Raw genomic sequence first — 17,670 nt, 5'->3', positions numbered from 1 at the left:
GAAAAGCTGCGCCCATCGGCCCGCGCCATGGTTGCCTGTTTGCCCGCACAGCGGCTAAAGCCGGTGGCATGACAGCCCCCTCCCCGCATCGCCATCCGCTGCATTTCGGCGATTTCCGGGCCTATCTGATCGGTCGGATGACCGCCGTGCTGGCGCAATATAGCATGATGATCGTGCTGGGCTGGCAGGCCTATAATATCGCGCGCGAGACCATGACGACGGCGGGGGCTTCGGCGCAGTTGGGGCTGATCGGCCTGGCGCAGTTCTTGCCGCTGTTTTTCCTGACGCCGCTGACCGGATGGGTCGCGGACCATTATGATCGGCGGATGATCACCCGGCTGACGCTGACGATGCTGACCGCAGCGGCCGGATTGCTGGCCTTCGCGACGTTCGAGGGCTGGGTCGGGCTGCCGCTGATATTCGGCATCGCCGTCATCGTCGGCATCGCCCGCGCGTTCAACGGCCCGGCCTATGGCGCGCTGGCCCCCAATCTGGTGCCGCGCGAGGTGTTGCCCAACGCCATCGCCATATCGGGCGTGGTGTGGCAGGCCGGGTCGATCGTGGGGCCAGCGCTGGGCGGCTATGCCTATGCAGCGACGCCCTGGGGCGCCTATGCGCTGGCTGCGATACTCTATGGGGTGGCGCTGGGCGCGATGATGCTGATCGGCCCGGTGCCGCAGGCCGCGCGCGACGTCACCCGCCACCCGATCCGCCAGATGATCGACGGGCTGAGCTATGTGCGTTCCAACCGGCTGGTGCTGGCGACCATCACGCTGGACCTGTTCGCGGTGCTGCTGGCGGGGGCGACTGCGCTGTTGCCGGTCTATGCGCGCGACATATTGCATGTGGGATCGGCAGGCCTGGGCCATCTCGCCGCAGCGCCGGGGGTCGGCGCGGGGCTGATGGCGCTGTGGTTTTCGTTCCGGCCATTGCGGAATGAAGTCGGCATCAAGATGCTGGGCGCGGTCATCCTGTTTGGCATCGCCACGATCGCATTTGGCTGCACCGCTTTCCTGCCGCGCAGCATCGCGATGGAATTCGGCATCGGCGCGCTGGTGATATTGGGCGCGGCGGACATGATTTCGGTGTTCGTGCGCCAGTCGCTGGTCCAGCTTCACACGCCTGACGCGATGCGCGGGCGGGTGTCGAGCCTGTCGCAACTCACCATTTCCGCCTCCAACGAACTGGGCGAGGCGGAAAGCGGATTTCTGGCCGCGCTGGTCGGGCCGGTTGCCGCTGTCATTGGTGGCGGTATCGGTGCTATCGTCATCACGCTGTTCTGGGCGCGTCTCTTTCCCGAATTGCGCCTTGCACGCACCTTCGACCCACCCGACATAAGGGCGGCGGACCTCAGCCAGGAGAAAGCCCCATGAAAGCTGCCACGATACTCGAAACCATCGGCAATACCCCGCATGTCCGGGTGAACCGGCTGTTTGGCGATGCGCCCGAAGGCACGGAAGTCTGGATCAAGTCGGAACGCTCCAATCCGGGCGGGTCGATCAAGGACCGGATCGCGCTGGCCATGATCGAGGCCGCCGAAGCGTCGGGCGAGTTGCAACCGGGCGGCACCATCATCGAACCGACATCGGGCAATACCGGCGTGGGCCTGGCCATGGTCGCGGCGGTCAAGGGCTACAAGCTGGTGCTCGTCATGCCCGAAAGCATGTCGATCGAGCGGCGGCGGCTGATGCTGGCCTATGGCGCCAGTTTCGACCTGACCCCGCGCGAAAAGGGGATGAAGGGCGCGATCGAGCGCGCGCTGGAACTGGTGGCGCAGACGCCCGGTAGCTGGATGCCGCAGCAGTTTGAAAACCCGGCCAATATCGCGGTCCACGCCCGCACCACGGCGCAGGAGATACTGGCCGATTTCGCCGACGCGCCGATCGACGTGCTGATCACCGGCGTGGGCACCGGCGGGCATATCACCGGCACGGCCGAAATACTGAAAAAGGCCTGGCCGGGGATCAAGGTCTATGCGGTCGAGCCGACCCTGTCGCATGTCATCAGCGGCGGCCAGCCCGGCCCCCACCCCATTCAGGGCATTGGCGCGGGCTTCATTCCGGCGAACCTGCACACGCAATTGCTGGACGGGGTGATCCAGGTCGATCCCGCCGATGCCAAGGACTATGCGCGGCGGTCGGCCAGCGAGGAAGGCATATTGGTGGGCATTTCTTCGGGCGCGACGCTGGCGGCGATCGCGCAGAAGCTGAAGGATTTGCCAGCTGGCAGCCGGGTGCTTGGCTTCAACTACGACACCGGCGAACGCTATCTGTCGGTGCCCGATTTCCTGCCGGAATGATCATCACGCAATGACGGGTGACTCTGTTTCCAGCGAGCCGCGTCCATGGATGTGGATCGTCTGGCTGGCGCTGTTCGCTGGCCTGCCTGCCGCTGTGGCGGGTTGGGAAGCGCGTGCGCCGCGCGCGGGGGGCGAGGCGCATTTTGCCCGGAGGGGTCTATCCCACGCGGTGCGGCCACCCAGCCCGCCGCCGCCGGTGGAGCCAGTGGCGGTCTATGCCCTGCCCGCCGACCGCGCGCGGGCGCTCAATGCCGCCATCCCCTTTTCCCGGCTGGCCAACCCGGCGGCGCGGCCATTCCGGTTCGAAGGGTCGGAGACGGACCTGGCCCGCGCCGTGGATTGCCTGGCCGCGGCGCAAATCTATGAAGCGGGCGACGATGCCGTGGGCGAGCGCGCCGTCGCGCAGGTCGTCCTCAATCGCGTGCGCCATCCCGCCTTTCCCAAGACGGTGTGCGGAGTCGTCTTTCAGGGGCAGGAACGCACCACGGGTTGCCAGTTCACCTTCAGCTGCGACGGCGCGCTGGCCCGCACCCCCTCCCCGGCCGCATGGGACAGGGCGCGCGCCATTGCGCGCGGCGCGCTGGCGGGCGACGTGTTCAAGCCGGTGGGCTATGCGACCCATTATCATACCGATTGGGTGGTGCCCTATTGGAGCGGCAGTCTGGACAAGCTGACGCGGGTGGGCACGCATCTTTTCTTCCGCTGGCGCGGCTGGTGGGGGACGCCGCCAGCCTTTCGCACGCGCACCATCGATGGCGGTGAGCCGCTGATCGGGCGGATTGCGCGCCTGTCCCCCGCGCACAGCATGGCGACCCCGCTGCTGCCGGGCGCCATCACGCCGATGGCCGACAGCGCCGACGCGATCGCCGCGCAGGCACGGCAGGCGATCGGTCTTGATCAGATCGGCAAGAGCGTGGGCGGCGTAAGGCTGATCGCTCTGGCTGACATGCGGAGTTTCCTGGTGGAATTACCACGCGGCAGCAAACCCGACAGCTGGCCCGAAAGCGCCCGCACCTTTTGCGCCGGGCGATCCCAATGCCGGATCATGGGGTGGACGGCAAATGACGCGCCGAAGGAATTGCCGCTGACGCTGGCCAATCTGGCCGCGATGCGGTTTTCCTACATTCACGACACGCAGAGTGGGTTGCAGCGGGCCTTGTGGAATTGCGACCAGACCCCGCGCGCCGACAAGCGTGACTGTATGCGTCGGCGGGTGCCGGTCGCCATGCCTGCACCGCCAGCGCCGACCGGACTGGCCGGGGTGCGGCGTATGGACCGTTTTGAAACGGTGAAGATTGCGCCAGCACCGGGAACGCCGCCGGACGACGCTCGCCAACCCTGAAGACCCGCCGATTATTTCGTCGCGAACTGACCGGCTTCTGCCCGGAACGCGTCGCGTGCAAAGGCGCGGACGGCGGCGGCAGTCTTGAACTTCTCGTCCTGAAGCAGCGACGAGGTCAGCGGATAGCCTTGCGAATTATAGCGGGTTTCGCGCACGGTGAGGCGGAAATGACCTTCTTCATCCTTGCTGATCAGGAAGGGACGGATTGCTGTACGGCTCATAGGGCCTCCTTTGTGAATGACAGAAAAAAGGGAGCGCCGACCGACGCTCCCCCGACAATTCCAATATCAGCCCACCATATCCGCAACGATCTGCTTGAGCTGAACCGTGGACAGGGTGCCACCCGGCGTCAGGCCGGGATGAAAGGGCCGCTTCCTGTCGAACATCGAAAGGGTACGGCGTTGAGTCTTGTTTGAATGGGTATGCAAAATGATTCCTTGCGGCCAGTGCCGCGTAACATATGAGTTGGATCGCGCCCGGCACCATGCCGGACCAAGCGACCATATAGGGTGTCGGCCGCGCGAGGGGCGCGACCGGGCCAGGCCGTCAGCGCGCGCCTTTACGGCTCTTGCGCGCCTGATAGCGCGCATCGCGCGCGGCCTTGCGCTCTTCGTCGGTCAATGCCGGCTTGATCGCAGCAGCGGCAGCTTCCGCCTCCAGACGAGCGCGTTCCGCCTTGGCGGCGCGCTCTTCTTCGCGGGCGAGCTTGACCTGCTGACGCTTTTCCAGTTCAGCAGCCGCCTTGGCTTGCGCCGCGGCAGCCCGCTGGGCCGCCAGCACCGGATCAACCGGGGGCTTGGCCCGCAACTTGGCAAGTGCCTTGTCACGCGCCTGTGTGGCGAGTGCCCTGCGTTCCTGAAAATCGGGTTCCTTATATTTCAGCATTCGTTCCAGTCTGTCCTGCATTGCGCATGATTTGAGGGGGACGCGCGATTATTCGCACATCCCGGCTTTGTGAGGCGCGATAGGGGACAAGAGGAGGAGCCTGAAGGCAGTCCGATATCCGTCAAAAGGCGACGTAAGCAGCTTCCATATAGCAGCTGTTGCCGCAAAAGGGAAGGTGCAGGCGAAAATGGCGCCCTGGCAACAAGGAAGCAGCGGCGCTTACCCCCTTCACAAAGGGGGAGGCCTGCCCTATATGCGACCTTCGAAATCCGGTTCAGGCAGCTTTACGGCATGGCAGGAACCGTCTCCCGAATCGTCCGGGGTACAGGATCGCATTGCGCACGATCACTGGCAGTATGGGGCGAATTTGGCGGGTTACAAGACGCTGACAGTGCGGTTCGGACAGTCCCGACCCGCACTTTTTTGCGTGGATGCGGAAGGGCGAATCACCCCTTTTCATTCGCGTTCAGGCTGAATTTTCGCTGCGATGCGAAAAATACGCGACGAACGAAGGCAAGGACAACGCATGGCGACCAAGGCTCCCTCCATCAGCAACACCGGCGCGAAGAAGCGCATCAGAAAGGTGTTCGGCGACATCCACGAAGTGGTGCAGATGCCGAACCTGATTGAGGTTCAGCGCGAAAGCTATGAACAATTCCTGCGGTCGGACCCGTCGATCGGCTATGTGTCGGGCCTGGAAAAGACGCTGCGCAGCGTGTTCCCGATCCGCGATTTCGCCGGCACCGCCGAAATGGATTTCGTCCATTACGAGCTGGAAGACCCGAAATACGACACCGAGGAATGTCGTCAGCGCGGCATCACCTATGCAGCGCCGATGCGCGTTACCCTGCGCCTGATCGTGTTCGAAGTGGATCAGGACACCGAGACCCGTTCGGTGCTCGATATCAAGGAGCAGGACGTTTACATGGGCGACATGCCCCTGATGACGGGCAACGGCACCTTCATCGTCAACGGCACCGAGCGCGTCATCGTCAGCCAGATGCATCGTTCGCCGGGCGTGCTGTTCGATCATGACCGGGGCAAGACCCATTCGTCGGGCAAATATCTGTTCGCCGCGCGCGTCATCCCCTATCGCGGTTCGTGGCTGGACTTCGAGTTCGACGCCAAGGACATCGTCAACGTCCGCATCGACCGCAAGCGCAAGCTGCCGGTCACGGCGCTGCTCTATGCACTGGGCCTGACCGCCGAGGAAATCCTGGGTCACTTCTACAACAAGGTGACCTTCGTTCGCAGCGAAGGCGGCTGGCAGATTCCCTATCTGGCCGAAGCCTGGCGCGGCCTGAAGCCTGCCTTTGACATTGTCGATGGCAATTCGGGCGAAGTCGTGTTCGCCGCCGGTCACAAGATCAGCCCCCGCGCCGCCAACAAGGCGGAAAAGGACGGCCTGACCACGCTGTTGATCCCGACCGAGGAAGTCTATGGCCGCTACAGCGCCTATGACCTGATCAACGAAAGCACCGGCGAAATCTACATCGAGGCCGGTGACGAAGTTACGCCCGAAAATCTGGAAAAGCTGGACAAGGCGGGCGTCGACCGCCTCGAACTGCTCGACATCGACCATGTCAGCACCGGCCCGTGGATCCGCAATACGCTCAAGGCCGACAAGGCCGAGGAACGCGATCAGGCGTTGAGCGACATTTATCGCGTCATGCGCCCCGGCGAGCCGCCGACGAAGGAAACGGCGGAATCGCTGTTCGCTGGCCTGTTCTTCGATCCTGAACGCTACGACCTGTCGGCGGTCGGCCGCGTCAAGCTGAACATGCGTCTTGACCTGGACGCAGAGGACACCGTCACCACGCTGCGGACCGAGGACATCCTGGCCGTCGTCAAGGAACTGGTGAACCTGAAGGACGGCAAGGGCGAAATCGACGATATCGATAACCTGGGCAACCGTCGTGTCCGTTCGGTCGGCGAATTGCTGGAAAACCAGTATCGCGTCGGGCTGCTGCGCATGGAGCGCGCCGTCAAGGAGCGCATGTCGAGCGTCGACGTGTCGACCGTGATGCCCAACGACCTGATCAACGCCAAGCCCGCCGTGGCCGCCGTGCGTGAATTCTTCGGCTCCTCGCAGCTGTCGCAGTTCATGGATCAGACCAATCCGCTGTCCGAAGTCACCCACAAGCGCCGCGTGTCGGCACTTGGGCCGGGTGGTCTGACGCGCGAGCGTGCGGGCTTTGAAGTCCGCGACGTTCACCCGACCCATTATGGCCGCATCTGCCCGATCGAAACGCCCGAAGGCCCGAACATCGGCCTGATCAACTCGCTGGCGACGTTCAGCCGGGTGAACAAGTACGGCTTCATCGAAACGCCCTACCGCAAGGTCATCGACCATAAGGTGACGGACGAGGTCGTGTACCTGTCCGCCATGGAAGAGGCCAAGCACACGATCGCGCAGGCCAACGCCGAAGTCGATGCCGACGGCCATTTCGTCGAGGATCTCATCTCCAGCCGCGAAGCTGGCGAGTTCCTGATGGCGCCGCGCGACCATATCACCCTGATGGACGTCAGCCCCAAGCAGCTGGTCTCGGTCGCCGCATCGCTCATTCCGTTCCTGGAAAACGATGACGCCAACCGCGCGCTGATGGGATCGAACATGCAGCGTCAGGCCGTGCCGCTGGTACGCGCCGAAGCGCCGTTCGTGGGCACCGGCATGGAAGGCACGGTCGCCCGTGACTCCGGCGCGGCCGTCGCGTCCAAGCGGGCGGGCATCGTCGATCAGGTCGACGCGACCCGTATCGTCATCCGCGCCACCGGCGACATCGCGCCGGGCCAGTCGGGCGTCGACATCTACACGCTCCAGAAGTTCCAGCGTTCCAACCAGGACACCTGCATCAACCAGCGTCCGCTGGTGAAGGTCGGCGACCTGATCGAGGCTGGCGACGTCATCGCCGACGGTCCCTCGACCGAATTTGGCGAACTGGCGCTGGGCCGCAACACGCTCGTCGCGTTCATGCCCTGGAATGGCTACAACTATGAAGACTCCATCCTGATCTCCGAACGGATCGTGAAGGATGACGTCTTTACCTCGATCCATATCGAGGAGTTTGAGGTCATGGCTCGCGACACCAAGCTGGGGCCGGAAGACATCACCCGCGACATTCCCAATGTCGGCGAGGAAGCGCTGCGCAACCTCGACGAGGCGGGCATCGTCTATATCGGCGCTGAAGTGGAGCCGGGCGACATTCTGGTCGGCAAGATCACCCCCAAGGGTGAATCGCCGATGACCCCGGAAGAAAAGCTGCTCCGCGCGATCTTCGGTGAAAAGGCGTCCGACGTGCGCGACACGTCGCTGCGTCTGCCGCCGGGCGTTGCCGGGACGGTCGTTGAAGTGCGCGTGTTCAACCGCCACGGCATCGACAAGGACGAGCGCGCCATGGCGATCGAGCGGGAGGAAATTGACCGCCTCGCCAAGGATCGCGAGGACGAACGCGCCATCCTGAACCGGGCGACCTTCAATCGCCTCCAGGAAATGCTGCTGGGCCAGACCGCCACGGCCGCGCCCAAGGGCGTGCGCAAGGGCGTGGAAATCGACGAGGCTCTGCTGGGCGAAGTCGAGCGTCACGAATGGTGGAAGTTCGCGGTGGCGGACGATGTCCGTCAGGCCGGCATCGAAGCGGTCAAGGCGCAATATGACGAAGCGGTAAAGGTCATCGTCGACAAGTTCGAGGACCGGGTCGACAAGTTGCAGCGTGGCGACGAACTGCCGCCGGGCGTGCTGAAGATGGTCAAGGTGTTCGTCGCGGTGAAGCGCAAGCTGCAGCCGGGCGACAAGATGGCCGGCCGTCACGGGAACAAGGGTGTCATTTCGCGCATCCTGCCGATCGAGGACATGCCGTTCCTGGAGGATGGCACCCATGTCGACATCGTGCTCAATCCGTTGGGCGTGCCGTCGCGCATGAATGTCGGGCAGATTTTCGAAACGCATCTGGGCTGGGCTGCCCGCGGCCTTGGCCAGCAGCTCAAGCATGCGCTGGAAGAATGGCGCGAGGCCAATCCCAACCCGTCGGCGGGCGACATGCCCGACGCCGTCAAGGATCGGTTGCTGACCGCCTATGGTCCGCAATATGCCGCCGAGATCGAAGCGCGGACGCCCGAACAGATCGTCGATCTGGCCGAGCATCTGGAACGCGGCGTGCCGATGGCGACGCCGGTGTTCGACGGTGCGCGCGAAGCGGACGTGTCGACCATGCTGGAACTGGCGGGGCTGCATTCGTCGGGTCAGAGCGACCTGTTCGACGGCCGCACCGGCGACAAGTTCGACCGCAAGGTCACGGTCGGCATCATCTACATGTTGAAGCTGCATCACCTTGTCGACGACAAGATCCATGCCCGCTCGATCGGCCCCTACTCGCTCGTTACCCAGCAGCCGCTGGGTGGTAAGGCGCAGTTCGGTGGCCAGCGCTTCGGGGAAATGGAGGTCTGGGCGCTCCAGGCCTATGGCGCCGCCTATACGTTGCAGGAAATGCTGACGGTGAAGTCCGATGACGTGGTCGGCCGCACCAAGGTCTATGAAGCGATCGTCAAGGGCGACGATACGTTTGAAGCGGGCATCCCCGAAAGCTTCAACGTGCTCGTCAAGGAAATGCGCTCGCTGGGCCTCAACGTCGAACTCAATTCGCTGGATGAAATTCCAGAGGATGAAGGCGGCTTCGCGGCAGCGGCGGAATAAGGGATTTGCGGGCGTCGCTGCGATGCGGCGCCCCTGCCCCGTCCCGCACCAGAATTTTGCCCTCATGAGGGAATGAAAAATGAACGAACTGACCAACTTCGCCAACCCGGTCGCCAAGACCGAGACTTTCGACCAGATCCAGATCGGCCTTGCCTCGCCAGAGCGCATCCGCAGCTGGTCCTTCGGCGAGATCAAGAAGCCCGAAACCATCAACTATCGCACGTTCAAGCCCGAACGTGACGGCCTGTTCTGCGCGCGTATCTTTGGCCCGATCAAGGATTATGAATGCCTGTGCGGCAAGTATAAGCGCATGAAGTACAAGGGCATCGTCTGCGAAAAATGCGGTGTCGAAGTCACGGTGAGCAAGGTGCGCCGCGAGCGCATGGGCCATATCGAACTGGCAGCCCCGGTTGCGCATATCTGGTTCCTGAAATCGCTGCCTTCGCGCATCGGCCTGCTGCTCGACATGCAGTTGAAGCAGCTGGAGCGCGTCCTCTATTTCGAAAGCTATATCGTCATCGAGCCGGGCCTGACCCCGCTGGAGAAATATCAGCTTCTGAATGAGGACGAACTGCTCGACGCGCAGGACGAATATGGCGAGGACGCCTTCTCCGCCGGGATCGGCGCCGAAGCGGTCAAGCAGATGCTGATGGACCTCGACCTGGAAGGCGAAAAGCAGGTTCTGCTGGAAGAGCTGGCGACGACCAAGTCGGAGCTGAAGCCCAAGAAGATCATCAAGCGTTTGAAGGTCGTCGAAAGCTTCATCGATTCGGGCAACCGCCCCGAATGGATGATCCTGGACGTCGTGCCCGTGATCCCGCCAGAACTGCGCCCGCTGGTGCCGCTGGACGGTGGCCGGTTCGCGACGTCGGACCTCAATGACCTGTATCGCCGCGTCATCAACCGCAACAACCGCTTGAAGCGGCTGATGGAACTGCGCGCGCCGGACATCATCGTCCGCAACGAAAAGCGCATGTTGCAGGAAGCGGTCGACGCCCTGTTCGACAATGGCCGTCGTGGCCGCGTCATCACCGGCGCGAACAAGCGTCCATTGAAGTCGCTGTCCGACATGCTCAAGGGCAAGCAGGGCCGCTTCCGCCAGAACCTGCTCGGCAAGCGCGTCGACTATTCGGGCCGTTCGGTCATCGTGACCGGGCCGGAACTCAAGCTGCACCAGTGCGGCCTGCCCAAGAAGATGGCGCTCGAACTGTTCAAGCCGTTCATCTACGCCCGTCTGGATGCCAAGGGTCTGTCCATGACCCTGAAGCAGGCCAAGAAGTGGGTCGAGAAGGAGCGCAAGGAAGTCTGGGACATTCTGGACGAGGTGATCCGCGAGCATCCGGTGATGCTGAACCGCGCACCGACGCTCCATCGCCTCGGCATCCAGGCGTTCGAACCCGTGCTGATCGAGGGCAAGGCGATCCAGCTGCACCCGCTGGTCTGCTCGGCCTTCAACGCCGACTTCGACGGTGACCAGATGGCCGTTCACGTTCCGCTGAGCCTGGAGGCCCAGCTGGAAGCGCGCGTGCTGATGATGTCGACCAACAACATCCTGTCGCCCGCCAACGGCAAGCCGATCATCGTGCCGTCGCAGGACATGGTGCTGGGCATCTATTATCTGTCGATGGAACGCGAAGGCGAGCCGGGCGAAGGCATGTTGCTGAGCGACATGCAGGAAGTGCATCAGGCGCTGTTCACCAAGTCGGTGACGCTGCACAGCAAGATCATCAGCCGCGTGCCGCAGACCGACGAGGCGGGCAACAGCTACCTGAAGCGTTATGAAACGACGCCGGGCCGCATGTTGCTGGGCGAATGCCTGCCCAAGAACCACAAGGTTCCCTTCGACGTTGTCAACCGCCTGCTGACCAAGAAGGACGTCGGCGACGTGATCGACGAGGTCTATCGTCACACCGGCCAGAAGGACACGGTGCTGTTCGCCGACGCCATCATGGCGCTGGGCTTCCGCCACGCGTTCCAGGCCGGCATTTCGTTCGGCAAGGACGACATGGTCATCCCCGACAGCAAGGTGACGCTGGTCGACGAGACCAAGGCGCTGGTTGCGGACTATGAGCAGCAATATCAGGACGGTCTGATCACCCAGCAGGAAAAATACAACAAGGTGATCGACGCCTGGTCGGGTTGCGGCGATCGCGTCGCGAACGCCATGATGGACGAGATCCGCGCCCAGCCCAAGGATCCGCAGACCGGTCGCCTGGCGCAGATCAACTCGATCTACATGATGGCGCATTCCGGTGCGCGTGGTAGCCAGGCGCAGATGAAGCAGCTCGCGGGGATGCGCGGCCTGATGGCCAAGCCTTCGGGCGAGATCATCGAAACCCCGATCATCTCCAACTTCAAGGAAGGCCTGACCGTCCTTGAATATTTCAACTCCACCCACGGCGCCCGCAAGGGTCTGGCCGACACCGCGCTCAAGACGGCGAATTCGGGTTACCTGACCCGCCGTCTGGTCGACGTCAGCCAGGACTGCACGATCGTCGAGGAAGATTGCGGCACCGACCGCGCGCTGGAAATGAAGGCGATCGTCCAGGGCGGTTCGACCATCGCGTCGCTGGGCGAACGTATCCTGGGCCGCACCACGGCGCAGGACATTATCGACAGCAAGGACGGCAGCATCGTCATCCCGATCGGCACGCTGCTGGACGAACCGATGATCGCCAAGATCGAGGCGATCGGCACGCAGTCGGTGAAGATCCGCAGCCCGCTGATCTGCGAAAGCAAGATGGGCGTTTGCGGCAAATGCTATGGTCGTGACCTTGCCCGCGGTACGCCGGTCAATATCGGTGAAGCGGTCGGCGTCATCGCGGCCCAGTCGATCGGTGAGCCTGGCACCCAGCTGACGATGCGGACCTTCCACATCGGCGGCGCGGCGCAGCTCAACGAAACGTCGAACCTGGAAGCGATTGCCGACGGGACGCTGGAACTGCGCGACATGCCGACGATCACGGACAGCCGTGGCCGCCGCCTGTCGCTCGCCCGCAACGGCGAACTGGCGATCATCGACAATGAAGGCCGCGAACGCGCCGTGCATCGCCTGCCTTATGGTGCGACCATTCTGTTCGAGAATAACGCACAGGTTAAGCAGGGCGACCGGATCGCCGAATGGGATCCGTTCACCATGCCGGTGATCACCGAGCGTCCGGGTATCGTCAAATATGTCGACCTGATCGACGGCAAGACGCTGACCGAACAGACCGACGAAGCGACCGGCATCGCCCAGCGCGTCGTCACCGAGCATCGCGGTTCGAGCCGTACCAAGGAGGATCTGCGTCCGCGCCTGACCCTGCTGGACGATGGTTCGGGCGAAGCGGCCCGCTATATGCTGGCCGTGGGCGCGACTCTCTCGGTCGAGGACGGGCAGACGGTGCAGGCCGGTGACGTGCTGGCGCGTGTCAGCCGCGAAGCCGCCAAGACCCGCGACATCACGGGCGGTCTGCCGCGCGTGGCCGAGCTGTTCGAAGCGCGCAAGCCCAAGGACAACGCCATCATCGCCAAGGTGTCGGGCCGCGTCCAGTTCCTCAAGGACTATAAGGCGAAGCGCAAGATCGCCATCAATCCTGAGGATGGCGGCGAGCCGGTCGAATATCTGATCCCCAAGAGCAAGGTGATCGACGTTCAGGAAGGCGACTATGTCAAGCGCGGCGACAATCTGATCGGCGGTTCGCCCGATCCGCATGACATTCTGGAAGTTCTGGGTATCGAGCCGCTGGCCGAATATCTGGTCGCAGAAATCCAGGAAGTCTATCGCTTGCAGGGCGTGAAGATCAACGACAAGCATATCGAGACGATCGTTCGTCAGATGTTGCAGAAGGTCGAGATCACCGAGTCCGGCGACACCACCTTGCTGGTGGGCGAGCAGGTCGATCGTGAGGAAATGGACGAAATCAACGCCAAGCTGGCGCCGGGCTTCCTGCCTGCTGCTGGCAAGCCGGTGTTGCTGGGCATCACCAAGGCCTCGCTCCAGACCCGCTCCTTCATCTCGGCAGCGTCCTTCCAAGAAACCACCCGCGTCCTCACGGAAGCGGCGGTTCAGGGCAAGAAGGACACGCTCGTCGGTCTGAAGGAAAATGTCATCGTCGGCCGCCTGATCCCGGCGGGGACCGGCGCGGGCATGAACCGCCTGCGCGTCGCCGCCTCCGCGCGGGATGCAGCCATGCGCGCCGCGCTGCGAGCGGCGAGCCAGGTCGACCTGATCGCGCCAGCCAGCGCTGCGGCGGAACATGCCGCCGAGCTGCGCCAGGGGCCGGAAGCCGCGATCGGCAACGATCCGCTGGCGACCGTGCAGGGTGATGATTTCACCACGCAGGACATGGACTGACGCTTCGAGGGTGCGGGTGGCTGTTTCCTGTACGGGGAGCGGCCACCCCGCACCTAGCCTTTGACGGGTAACGCAAAAGCCCGCCGGATGCGTGACGCGCACCGGCGGGCTTTTCTTTTCGCGCTCATATCGTTTTGCACATCCGATATTCGTGTGCGGGAAGAAACCATCCTCCCCTTGCAGGGGAGATGGCTGGCCGGAGGCCAGACGGAAGGGTGTGGCGCTATCGATAGGGCGACACCCCTCCACCACCGCTACGCGGCGGTCCCCCTCCCCTTGCAGTGGAGGATTATTGCAGTGTTGGGTTTGCAGCGCGCATAGTCGCCTTCACGTTGCTATCCGCGTGAGGCCAAAAACCCTCTTGACCTCTCCCTAGCCGCCGCCTATCTGCGGCCTCCCAAGCGGGTCACGGCCCGCCATTGATGCCCGATCCTCTAATGGTAAGAGAGCGGACTCTGACTCCGTCAATCAAGGTTCGAATCCTTGTCGGGCATCCAAAACTTTCAAAAATATTATTTTAAAACATAATGTTGGATGAACGCAGGTCGTTTCATCCCCACATATCCCCCCACATCTCATCTGTGATACCGCGACCCGATTGGGCCGCTCATCGCAATTGTTGTCCGGCTCGACCGGAGCGTGGTTGTTAGCGAGCGGGTCGGACCGGCGCAGTTCGCGATCCACAGCACACAGAATCGCGAAACCACGCCAACGCCCAGACTTGTTGCTGGGTTTGAGCATTTGCAGCCTCGACTCGCGCCTCTCGAAATAGCAACCATATGCTTACAATAAAGCACCTTTGAACATGCTATTGTCCAGCATCCAAACGCTGAGCGGGTGCTTTGGAGAGGAGTGATTTGGCGTCTGATTGCAACTTCCTACGTCAGATTACCCTCCCCTGACCCCAACTACTTGACTTCGATGGGAGGTTTGAACGGCGATATAGACATCAGCCCTGCCCCCGCCTAATGAAAGGCTGCTGGTTCGGTCTCGTAAGCCGTAGCAGCGCGCATAATGCGCAGAACACGGGTTCGCTCATGTCGGGCGGCCCACGAAATACAACAGCCTCACGGTGAATACGTGGGGCGTGCTTACCCGTGTTCGCGCGTTACGAACCACCCGGCTCCAGCCGGGCAACGCGGGGGGCAAGACTGTGACAGATGAAAACGTGCGCGAAGTTGCAATTGCGAAGCGCTGGAGGCGAATGCGCAACCAGCTTGGCATATCGGCTTTCGCAAGCACGATGGCTGACATCGTGTTCCGGGGCGCATTGTCGCATGGGGTTAGCAAAGGCACCAACATGCTGCTCTTTGGCGGACTAGCTGCGGTGATTTATTTCGCTATGAAGCGGGCCATTCTAGCCGGGGATACGACATCCTTCGCCTGGAAAGGTCGGAATCCTTGGCTGTTGGTCTATTGGCCGCTAGCAGGTTTGACACTCATATTGCTGCAAACGAGATTTATCGGCGGCAATTGAGCAATAGCTTGTTCTGATCTTAGCGAAACCATTCACCCGCACCCGCACTACCTGCACTCCCTATAAGGGAAGTGCGGAAGGTGCGGGCGGGTTCAGCACGGGTCGCTCACCGCACTCTCCGCACTTTCCGCACCGCACCTTTCAGGGTGCGGGCAAGTCAACTGCGCCGGGTCCACCGGATCACCAACCACGACGAATGGACGTCTATCGCCGTTCTTGTCGGGCAAATTTGCCACTTTGAGTGCGCCGTTGTGCTTCCACGTTTTCAGGATGGCCTTGATGCGGGCTTTGTCTTTATCGACGGAAAGCCCAGCTACCTGAGCGACCACATGGCCGACCCAATCCTTGGCTTGCGCATTGTCGCGCCAGTGCCCCGCTGCAACGCGCGATTGCACCTGCGAGACGTGCCACACACTCAGACCGTGCAACACGTCTGGCCTTTCCCAAAGACAGGCAACGGCAACATAATCGGCCGGCTCGCTGGCATCCCCATTATCGAGACACTGGCTTTCCAGCTTGATCCACGTTGCTGCATCCTGCGGAGCGCGATTGGCCTTTCCGGTATCGACGCGCACCAGCGAGCGGCGCAAGGCCGGGTCGGCAATGCCCAGTTCGTCGGCCTCGGCCTGGCTCATCGTATTGAGCGGCAGCACTACGCGGGCAGCATCGCGCAGGGCGACCGCGCCGCGCCCATCCTCTGCCGTCACCTCGCGCCCGCCCAGCTTCTTGGTATGGTGCACCAGCACTACTGCGCAGCCGGTTTCCTGAGCCAGCCGCTTCCACCGCTTGGCGATGGCGTCGATTGCCTCATTGCTGCTTTCACGCACGGTATGGCTAGATACGAACGGGTCCACGATCACGACCGAAATTCCCCGCTCAAGCACCGTCACCGCCACCTGAGCAAATACGCCCTCGGCAATGGCGAAGCCGTCGCGACCCTCGGTTGCTGTGCAGAGCGGCTGGACAAGCCCGCTATCGACGCAAAGCCGGTTCTGGCAATCATCCGGCACTATGCCGTGAAACAGGCAGGCAGCAGACATTTGCCGGTCCAGTTCGTCTTGCGAATCCTCAAGGTTGTAAATCCATGCCGATTGCGGGCCACGCGGCAACGGCTTGCCAAGCAGCGGTTTTCCAGATGCCAGAGACAAAGCTAATGCCGTACCGATCGTGCTCTTGCCGGTGCCGCCGGGCGCAATGATCGCTGTGACTTCACCCCGCAGCAGCCAATGGCCAAGCAGCCATTGCCGGGTTGGCAGCGAACGGGGATCGGGCCAGCGGTAGGGCGTAGCACGAATAACCGTGTCGACGGACGTGGCACCGGCAATGCGGCTGGCCACGTCTTCCAGCTCCATATCGGCAAAATCCATGGGGGCGGTCGTGTTACGCATGGCCGCCCCCTCCAGCCCGACCGATCCAGGCCACCACCTTGGTAGGCAGAATGTCCTCAATATCGCTCCCGGAGTCCACTGAGCGCGTTTCCGGCTCAAGGGGCAGCGGAGTGGCCAAAAGGGCCCCAACGGACTTAGCGGCTCGCTGAGCGGCCTCCAGTCCAATATTCTCCGATAGGTGACGGTCATCGTCCGCCGCGACGATCAGCGTCCGGCTGGGGAACAGCTTGCGCATGGCGCGGGCGACGACTTCGAGGTTGTGCGCCGCTAGTGCCGCGACCACGCCGTGTCCTGTCGCATGATGGATCGCGGCCATGGTGGCGAAGCCCTCCCCGATCACCAACGGCCCAACCGATGGTCTGCCATCCTGCACAAACGCGCCATGGGGCCAGAACAGCCCCTCGGTGCGCCCGCCGGACAGGAACAGCTTGCGCCCGTCCGGAAAGATGCGCTGGACGTTCAACAGACGAAAGCCGGGATCGACCATCGGGACAAGCAGCGCGTCGCCATGCTGCCGGATACCGAACGGGGGAAGGCTTTTACGGGCCATATACCCATGCGCGGAGTTGGGCCTGCCAGCGCCGCGCCACAGATCGCGGGCAACGCCAGCCGCCGCTTCCTGCTTGGCCTCGGTTTCCTCCCTGCGTCGTGATTTGCTTTCACGGGCCTGAGCCATGATCGCGCGCCGTTCGGCTGGTGATAGCGAACGGAGATCGCTCCCCGCACGCCACACCTTCCGCACGCCCAGCCGATAATGCCGGAATACGCCAGCGGGCACGCCATCGAGATGCAGCCATGCCCAGCCGTTGCGCCGTCCGGGCTTGTCGCCATCGGCCCGGAAGCGGACGGGATCACCGGAAGCGAGCATGTCGGCAATCGGCTCCACCGGATGGATACCAGCCGCCCCCATGGCATCGAGAAATTCCGAAACGGCATCGGTCACAGCGCAGCCCTCCCCTTTCCGGTGAGGCGCAGCACTGCCGCTGCTTTGCCGGAAGGGTTGAGGCGACGGGCGCCGGTCGGTTCAACCAGTCCCATCGCCCGCAGCTCCGAGAAGCGCGGCTGAAGGCTTTCGCGGGAAACGCCCGCAGCGGCCACAGCCTCCAGCACCGTCGCCTCCCCCAGCCGGGCGAGCGTATTCAACGTCAAACGACGAAGATGAAAGGCGCGCGGCCTCATGGCCTCGGCTGCGTCCTGGCTGGTGCCGTCCAAACCTTTCGCGCCGGGGATGTCGGGATAGCGATCAACCATGG

Annotated in this window: 12 protein-coding genes and 1 tRNA gene; 7 read left to right on the top strand and 6 right to left on the bottom strand. The window is 62.9% G+C overall.

Features of this window, described 5'->3' with window-relative positions; all coding sequences use genetic code 11:
* Nucleotides 1-68 precede the first annotated feature (68 nt).
* From SX1_RS01650 to SX1_RS01640, 3 genes are read left to right on the top strand one after another with little or no spacing between them, the layout of a single operon-like run.
* Nucleotides 69-1,373 carry an MFS transporter gene (locus SX1_RS01650; RefSeq protein WP_026002297.1) on the top strand — a complete coding sequence of 435 codons (1,305 nt, stop codon included), beginning with the start codon at nucleotides 69-71 and terminating at the stop codon, nucleotides 1,371-1,373.
* A complete protein-coding gene (cysK, locus tag SX1_RS01645; RefSeq protein WP_019051646.1) occupies nucleotides 1,370-2,299 on the top strand; it encodes a cysteine synthase A in 930 nt (309 codons plus the stop codon). The genes SX1_RS01650 and cysK overlap by 4 nt, the downstream gene beginning before the upstream one ends.
* Before the next feature lie 10 nt (nucleotides 2,300-2,309).
* Nucleotides 2,310-3,641: a cell wall hydrolase gene (locus SX1_RS01640; protein WP_255209681.1), complete on the top strand. Its 1,332-nt coding sequence runs from the start codon at nucleotides 2,310-2,312 to the stop codon at nucleotides 3,639-3,641.
* An 11-nt stretch (nucleotides 3,642-3,652) separates the two neighbouring features.
* On the opposite strand, the gene SX1_RS01635 is transcribed toward SX1_RS01640, so the two are convergent.
* The 3 genes from SX1_RS01635 to SX1_RS01625 all read right to left on the bottom strand — a co-directional run bounded on the left by SX1_RS01635 (nucleotide 3,653) and on the right by SX1_RS01625 (nucleotide 4,526).
* Entirely contained in the window at nucleotides 3,653-3,862 is a 210-nt protein-coding gene (locus tag SX1_RS01635; RefSeq protein ID WP_017182613.1) for a hypothetical protein, read from the bottom strand.
* Between the two features lie 66 nt (nucleotides 3,863-3,928).
* Complete coding sequence (locus SX1_RS24460) at nucleotides 3,929-4,069, bottom strand: hypothetical protein (protein ID WP_157742265.1); 141 nt, start codon at nucleotides 4,067-4,069, stop codon at nucleotides 3,929-3,931.
* A gap of 118 nt (nucleotides 4,070-4,187) precedes the next feature.
* Entirely contained in the window at nucleotides 4,188-4,526 is a 339-nt protein-coding gene (locus SX1_RS01625; RefSeq protein WP_026149400.1) for a DUF6481 family protein, read from the bottom strand.
* Nucleotides 4,527-5,052: 526 nt separating this feature from the next.
* On the opposite strand from SX1_RS01625, the gene rpoB reads away from it, so the two are divergent.
* From rpoB to SX1_RS01600, 4 genes are all read left to right on the top strand, one after another.
* Nucleotides 5,053-9,216: a DNA-directed RNA polymerase subunit beta gene (rpoB, locus tag SX1_RS01620; RefSeq protein ID WP_019051643.1), complete on the top strand. Its 4,164-nt coding sequence runs from the start codon at nucleotides 5,053-5,055 to the stop codon at nucleotides 9,214-9,216.
* A 79-nt stretch (nucleotides 9,217-9,295) separates the two neighbouring features.
* Entirely contained in the window at nucleotides 9,296-13,552 is a 4,257-nt protein-coding gene (rpoC, locus tag SX1_RS01615) for a DNA-directed RNA polymerase subunit beta' (RefSeq protein ID WP_019051642.1), read from the top strand.
* Between the two features lie 423 nt (nucleotides 13,553-13,975).
* Nucleotides 13,976-14,049, top strand: a tRNA-Gln gene (locus SX1_RS01605).
* Nucleotides 14,050-14,705: 656 nt separating this feature from the next.
* Complete coding sequence (locus SX1_RS01600; RefSeq protein WP_157410072.1) at nucleotides 14,706-15,029, top strand: hypothetical protein; 324 nt, start codon at nucleotides 14,706-14,708, stop codon at nucleotides 15,027-15,029.
* Between the two features lie 92 nt (nucleotides 15,030-15,121).
* Here SX1_RS01600 and SX1_RS22320 read toward each other — a convergent pair whose 3' ends face one another.
* From SX1_RS22320 to SX1_RS01585, 3 genes are read right to left on the bottom strand one after another with little or no spacing between them, the layout of a single operon-like run.
* Nucleotides 15,122-16,417, bottom strand: coding sequence for an AAA family ATPase (locus tag SX1_RS22320; RefSeq protein ID WP_081609910.1), 1,296 nt, complete (start codon nucleotides 16,415-16,417; stop codon nucleotides 15,122-15,124).
* On the bottom strand, nucleotides 16,410-17,360 hold the full coding sequence (locus SX1_RS22315; protein ID WP_019051638.1) for a toprim domain-containing protein: 951 nt from the start codon (nucleotides 17,358-17,360) through the stop codon (nucleotides 16,410-16,412). The genes SX1_RS22320 and SX1_RS22315 overlap by 8 nt, the downstream gene beginning before the upstream one ends.
* Nucleotides 17,357-17,668, bottom strand: coding sequence for a hypothetical protein (locus SX1_RS01585; protein WP_043145156.1), 312 nt, complete (start codon nucleotides 17,666-17,668; stop codon nucleotides 17,357-17,359). The genes SX1_RS22315 and SX1_RS01585 overlap by 4 nt, the downstream gene beginning before the upstream one ends.
* Between the last annotated feature and the right edge of the window lie 2 nt (nucleotides 17,669-17,670).

It is taken from the genome of Sphingobium xenophagum NBRC 107872, from assembly GCF_000367345.1.
Classification (GTDB): domain Bacteria; phylum Pseudomonadota; class Alphaproteobacteria; order Sphingomonadales; family Sphingomonadaceae; genus Sphingobium; species Sphingobium xenophagum.
The sequence above is the reverse complement of the archived record's forward strand: the minus strand, read 5'-3'. Positions and strand labels throughout refer to the sequence as shown.

Excerpts from the sequence above, each read along its gene's own strand:
- SX1_RS01650 (WP_026002297.1), top strand. The coding sequence starts at position 69 with ATGACAGCCCCCTCCCCGCATCGCCATCCGCTGCATTTCGGCGATTTC.
- cysK (WP_019051646.1), top strand. The coding sequence starts at position 1,370 with ATGAAAGCTGCCACGATACTCGAAACCATCGGCAATACCCCGCATGTC.
- SX1_RS01640 (WP_255209681.1), top strand. The coding sequence starts at position 2,310 with ATGACGGGTGACTCTGTTTCCAGCGAGCCGCGTCCATGGATGTGGATC.
- SX1_RS01635 (WP_017182613.1), bottom strand. The coding sequence starts at position 3,862 with ATGAGCCGTACAGCAATCCGTCCCTTCCTGATCAGCAAGGATGAAGAA.
- SX1_RS01625 (WP_026149400.1), bottom strand. The coding sequence starts at position 4,526 with ATGCTGAAATATAAGGAACCCGATTTTCAGGAACGCAGGGCACTCGCC.
- rpoB (WP_019051643.1), top strand. The coding sequence starts at position 5,053 with ATGGCGACCAAGGCTCCCTCCATCAGCAACACCGGCGCGAAGAAGCGC.
- rpoC (WP_019051642.1), top strand. The coding sequence starts at position 9,296 with ATGAACGAACTGACCAACTTCGCCAACCCGGTCGCCAAGACCGAGACT.
- SX1_RS22320 (WP_081609910.1), bottom strand. The coding sequence starts at position 16,417 with ATGCGTAACACGACCGCCCCCATGGATTTTGCCGATATGGAGCTGGAA.
- SX1_RS01585 (WP_043145156.1), bottom strand. The coding sequence starts at position 17,668 with ATGGTTGATCGCTATCCCGACATCCCCGGCGCGAAAGGTTTGGACGGC.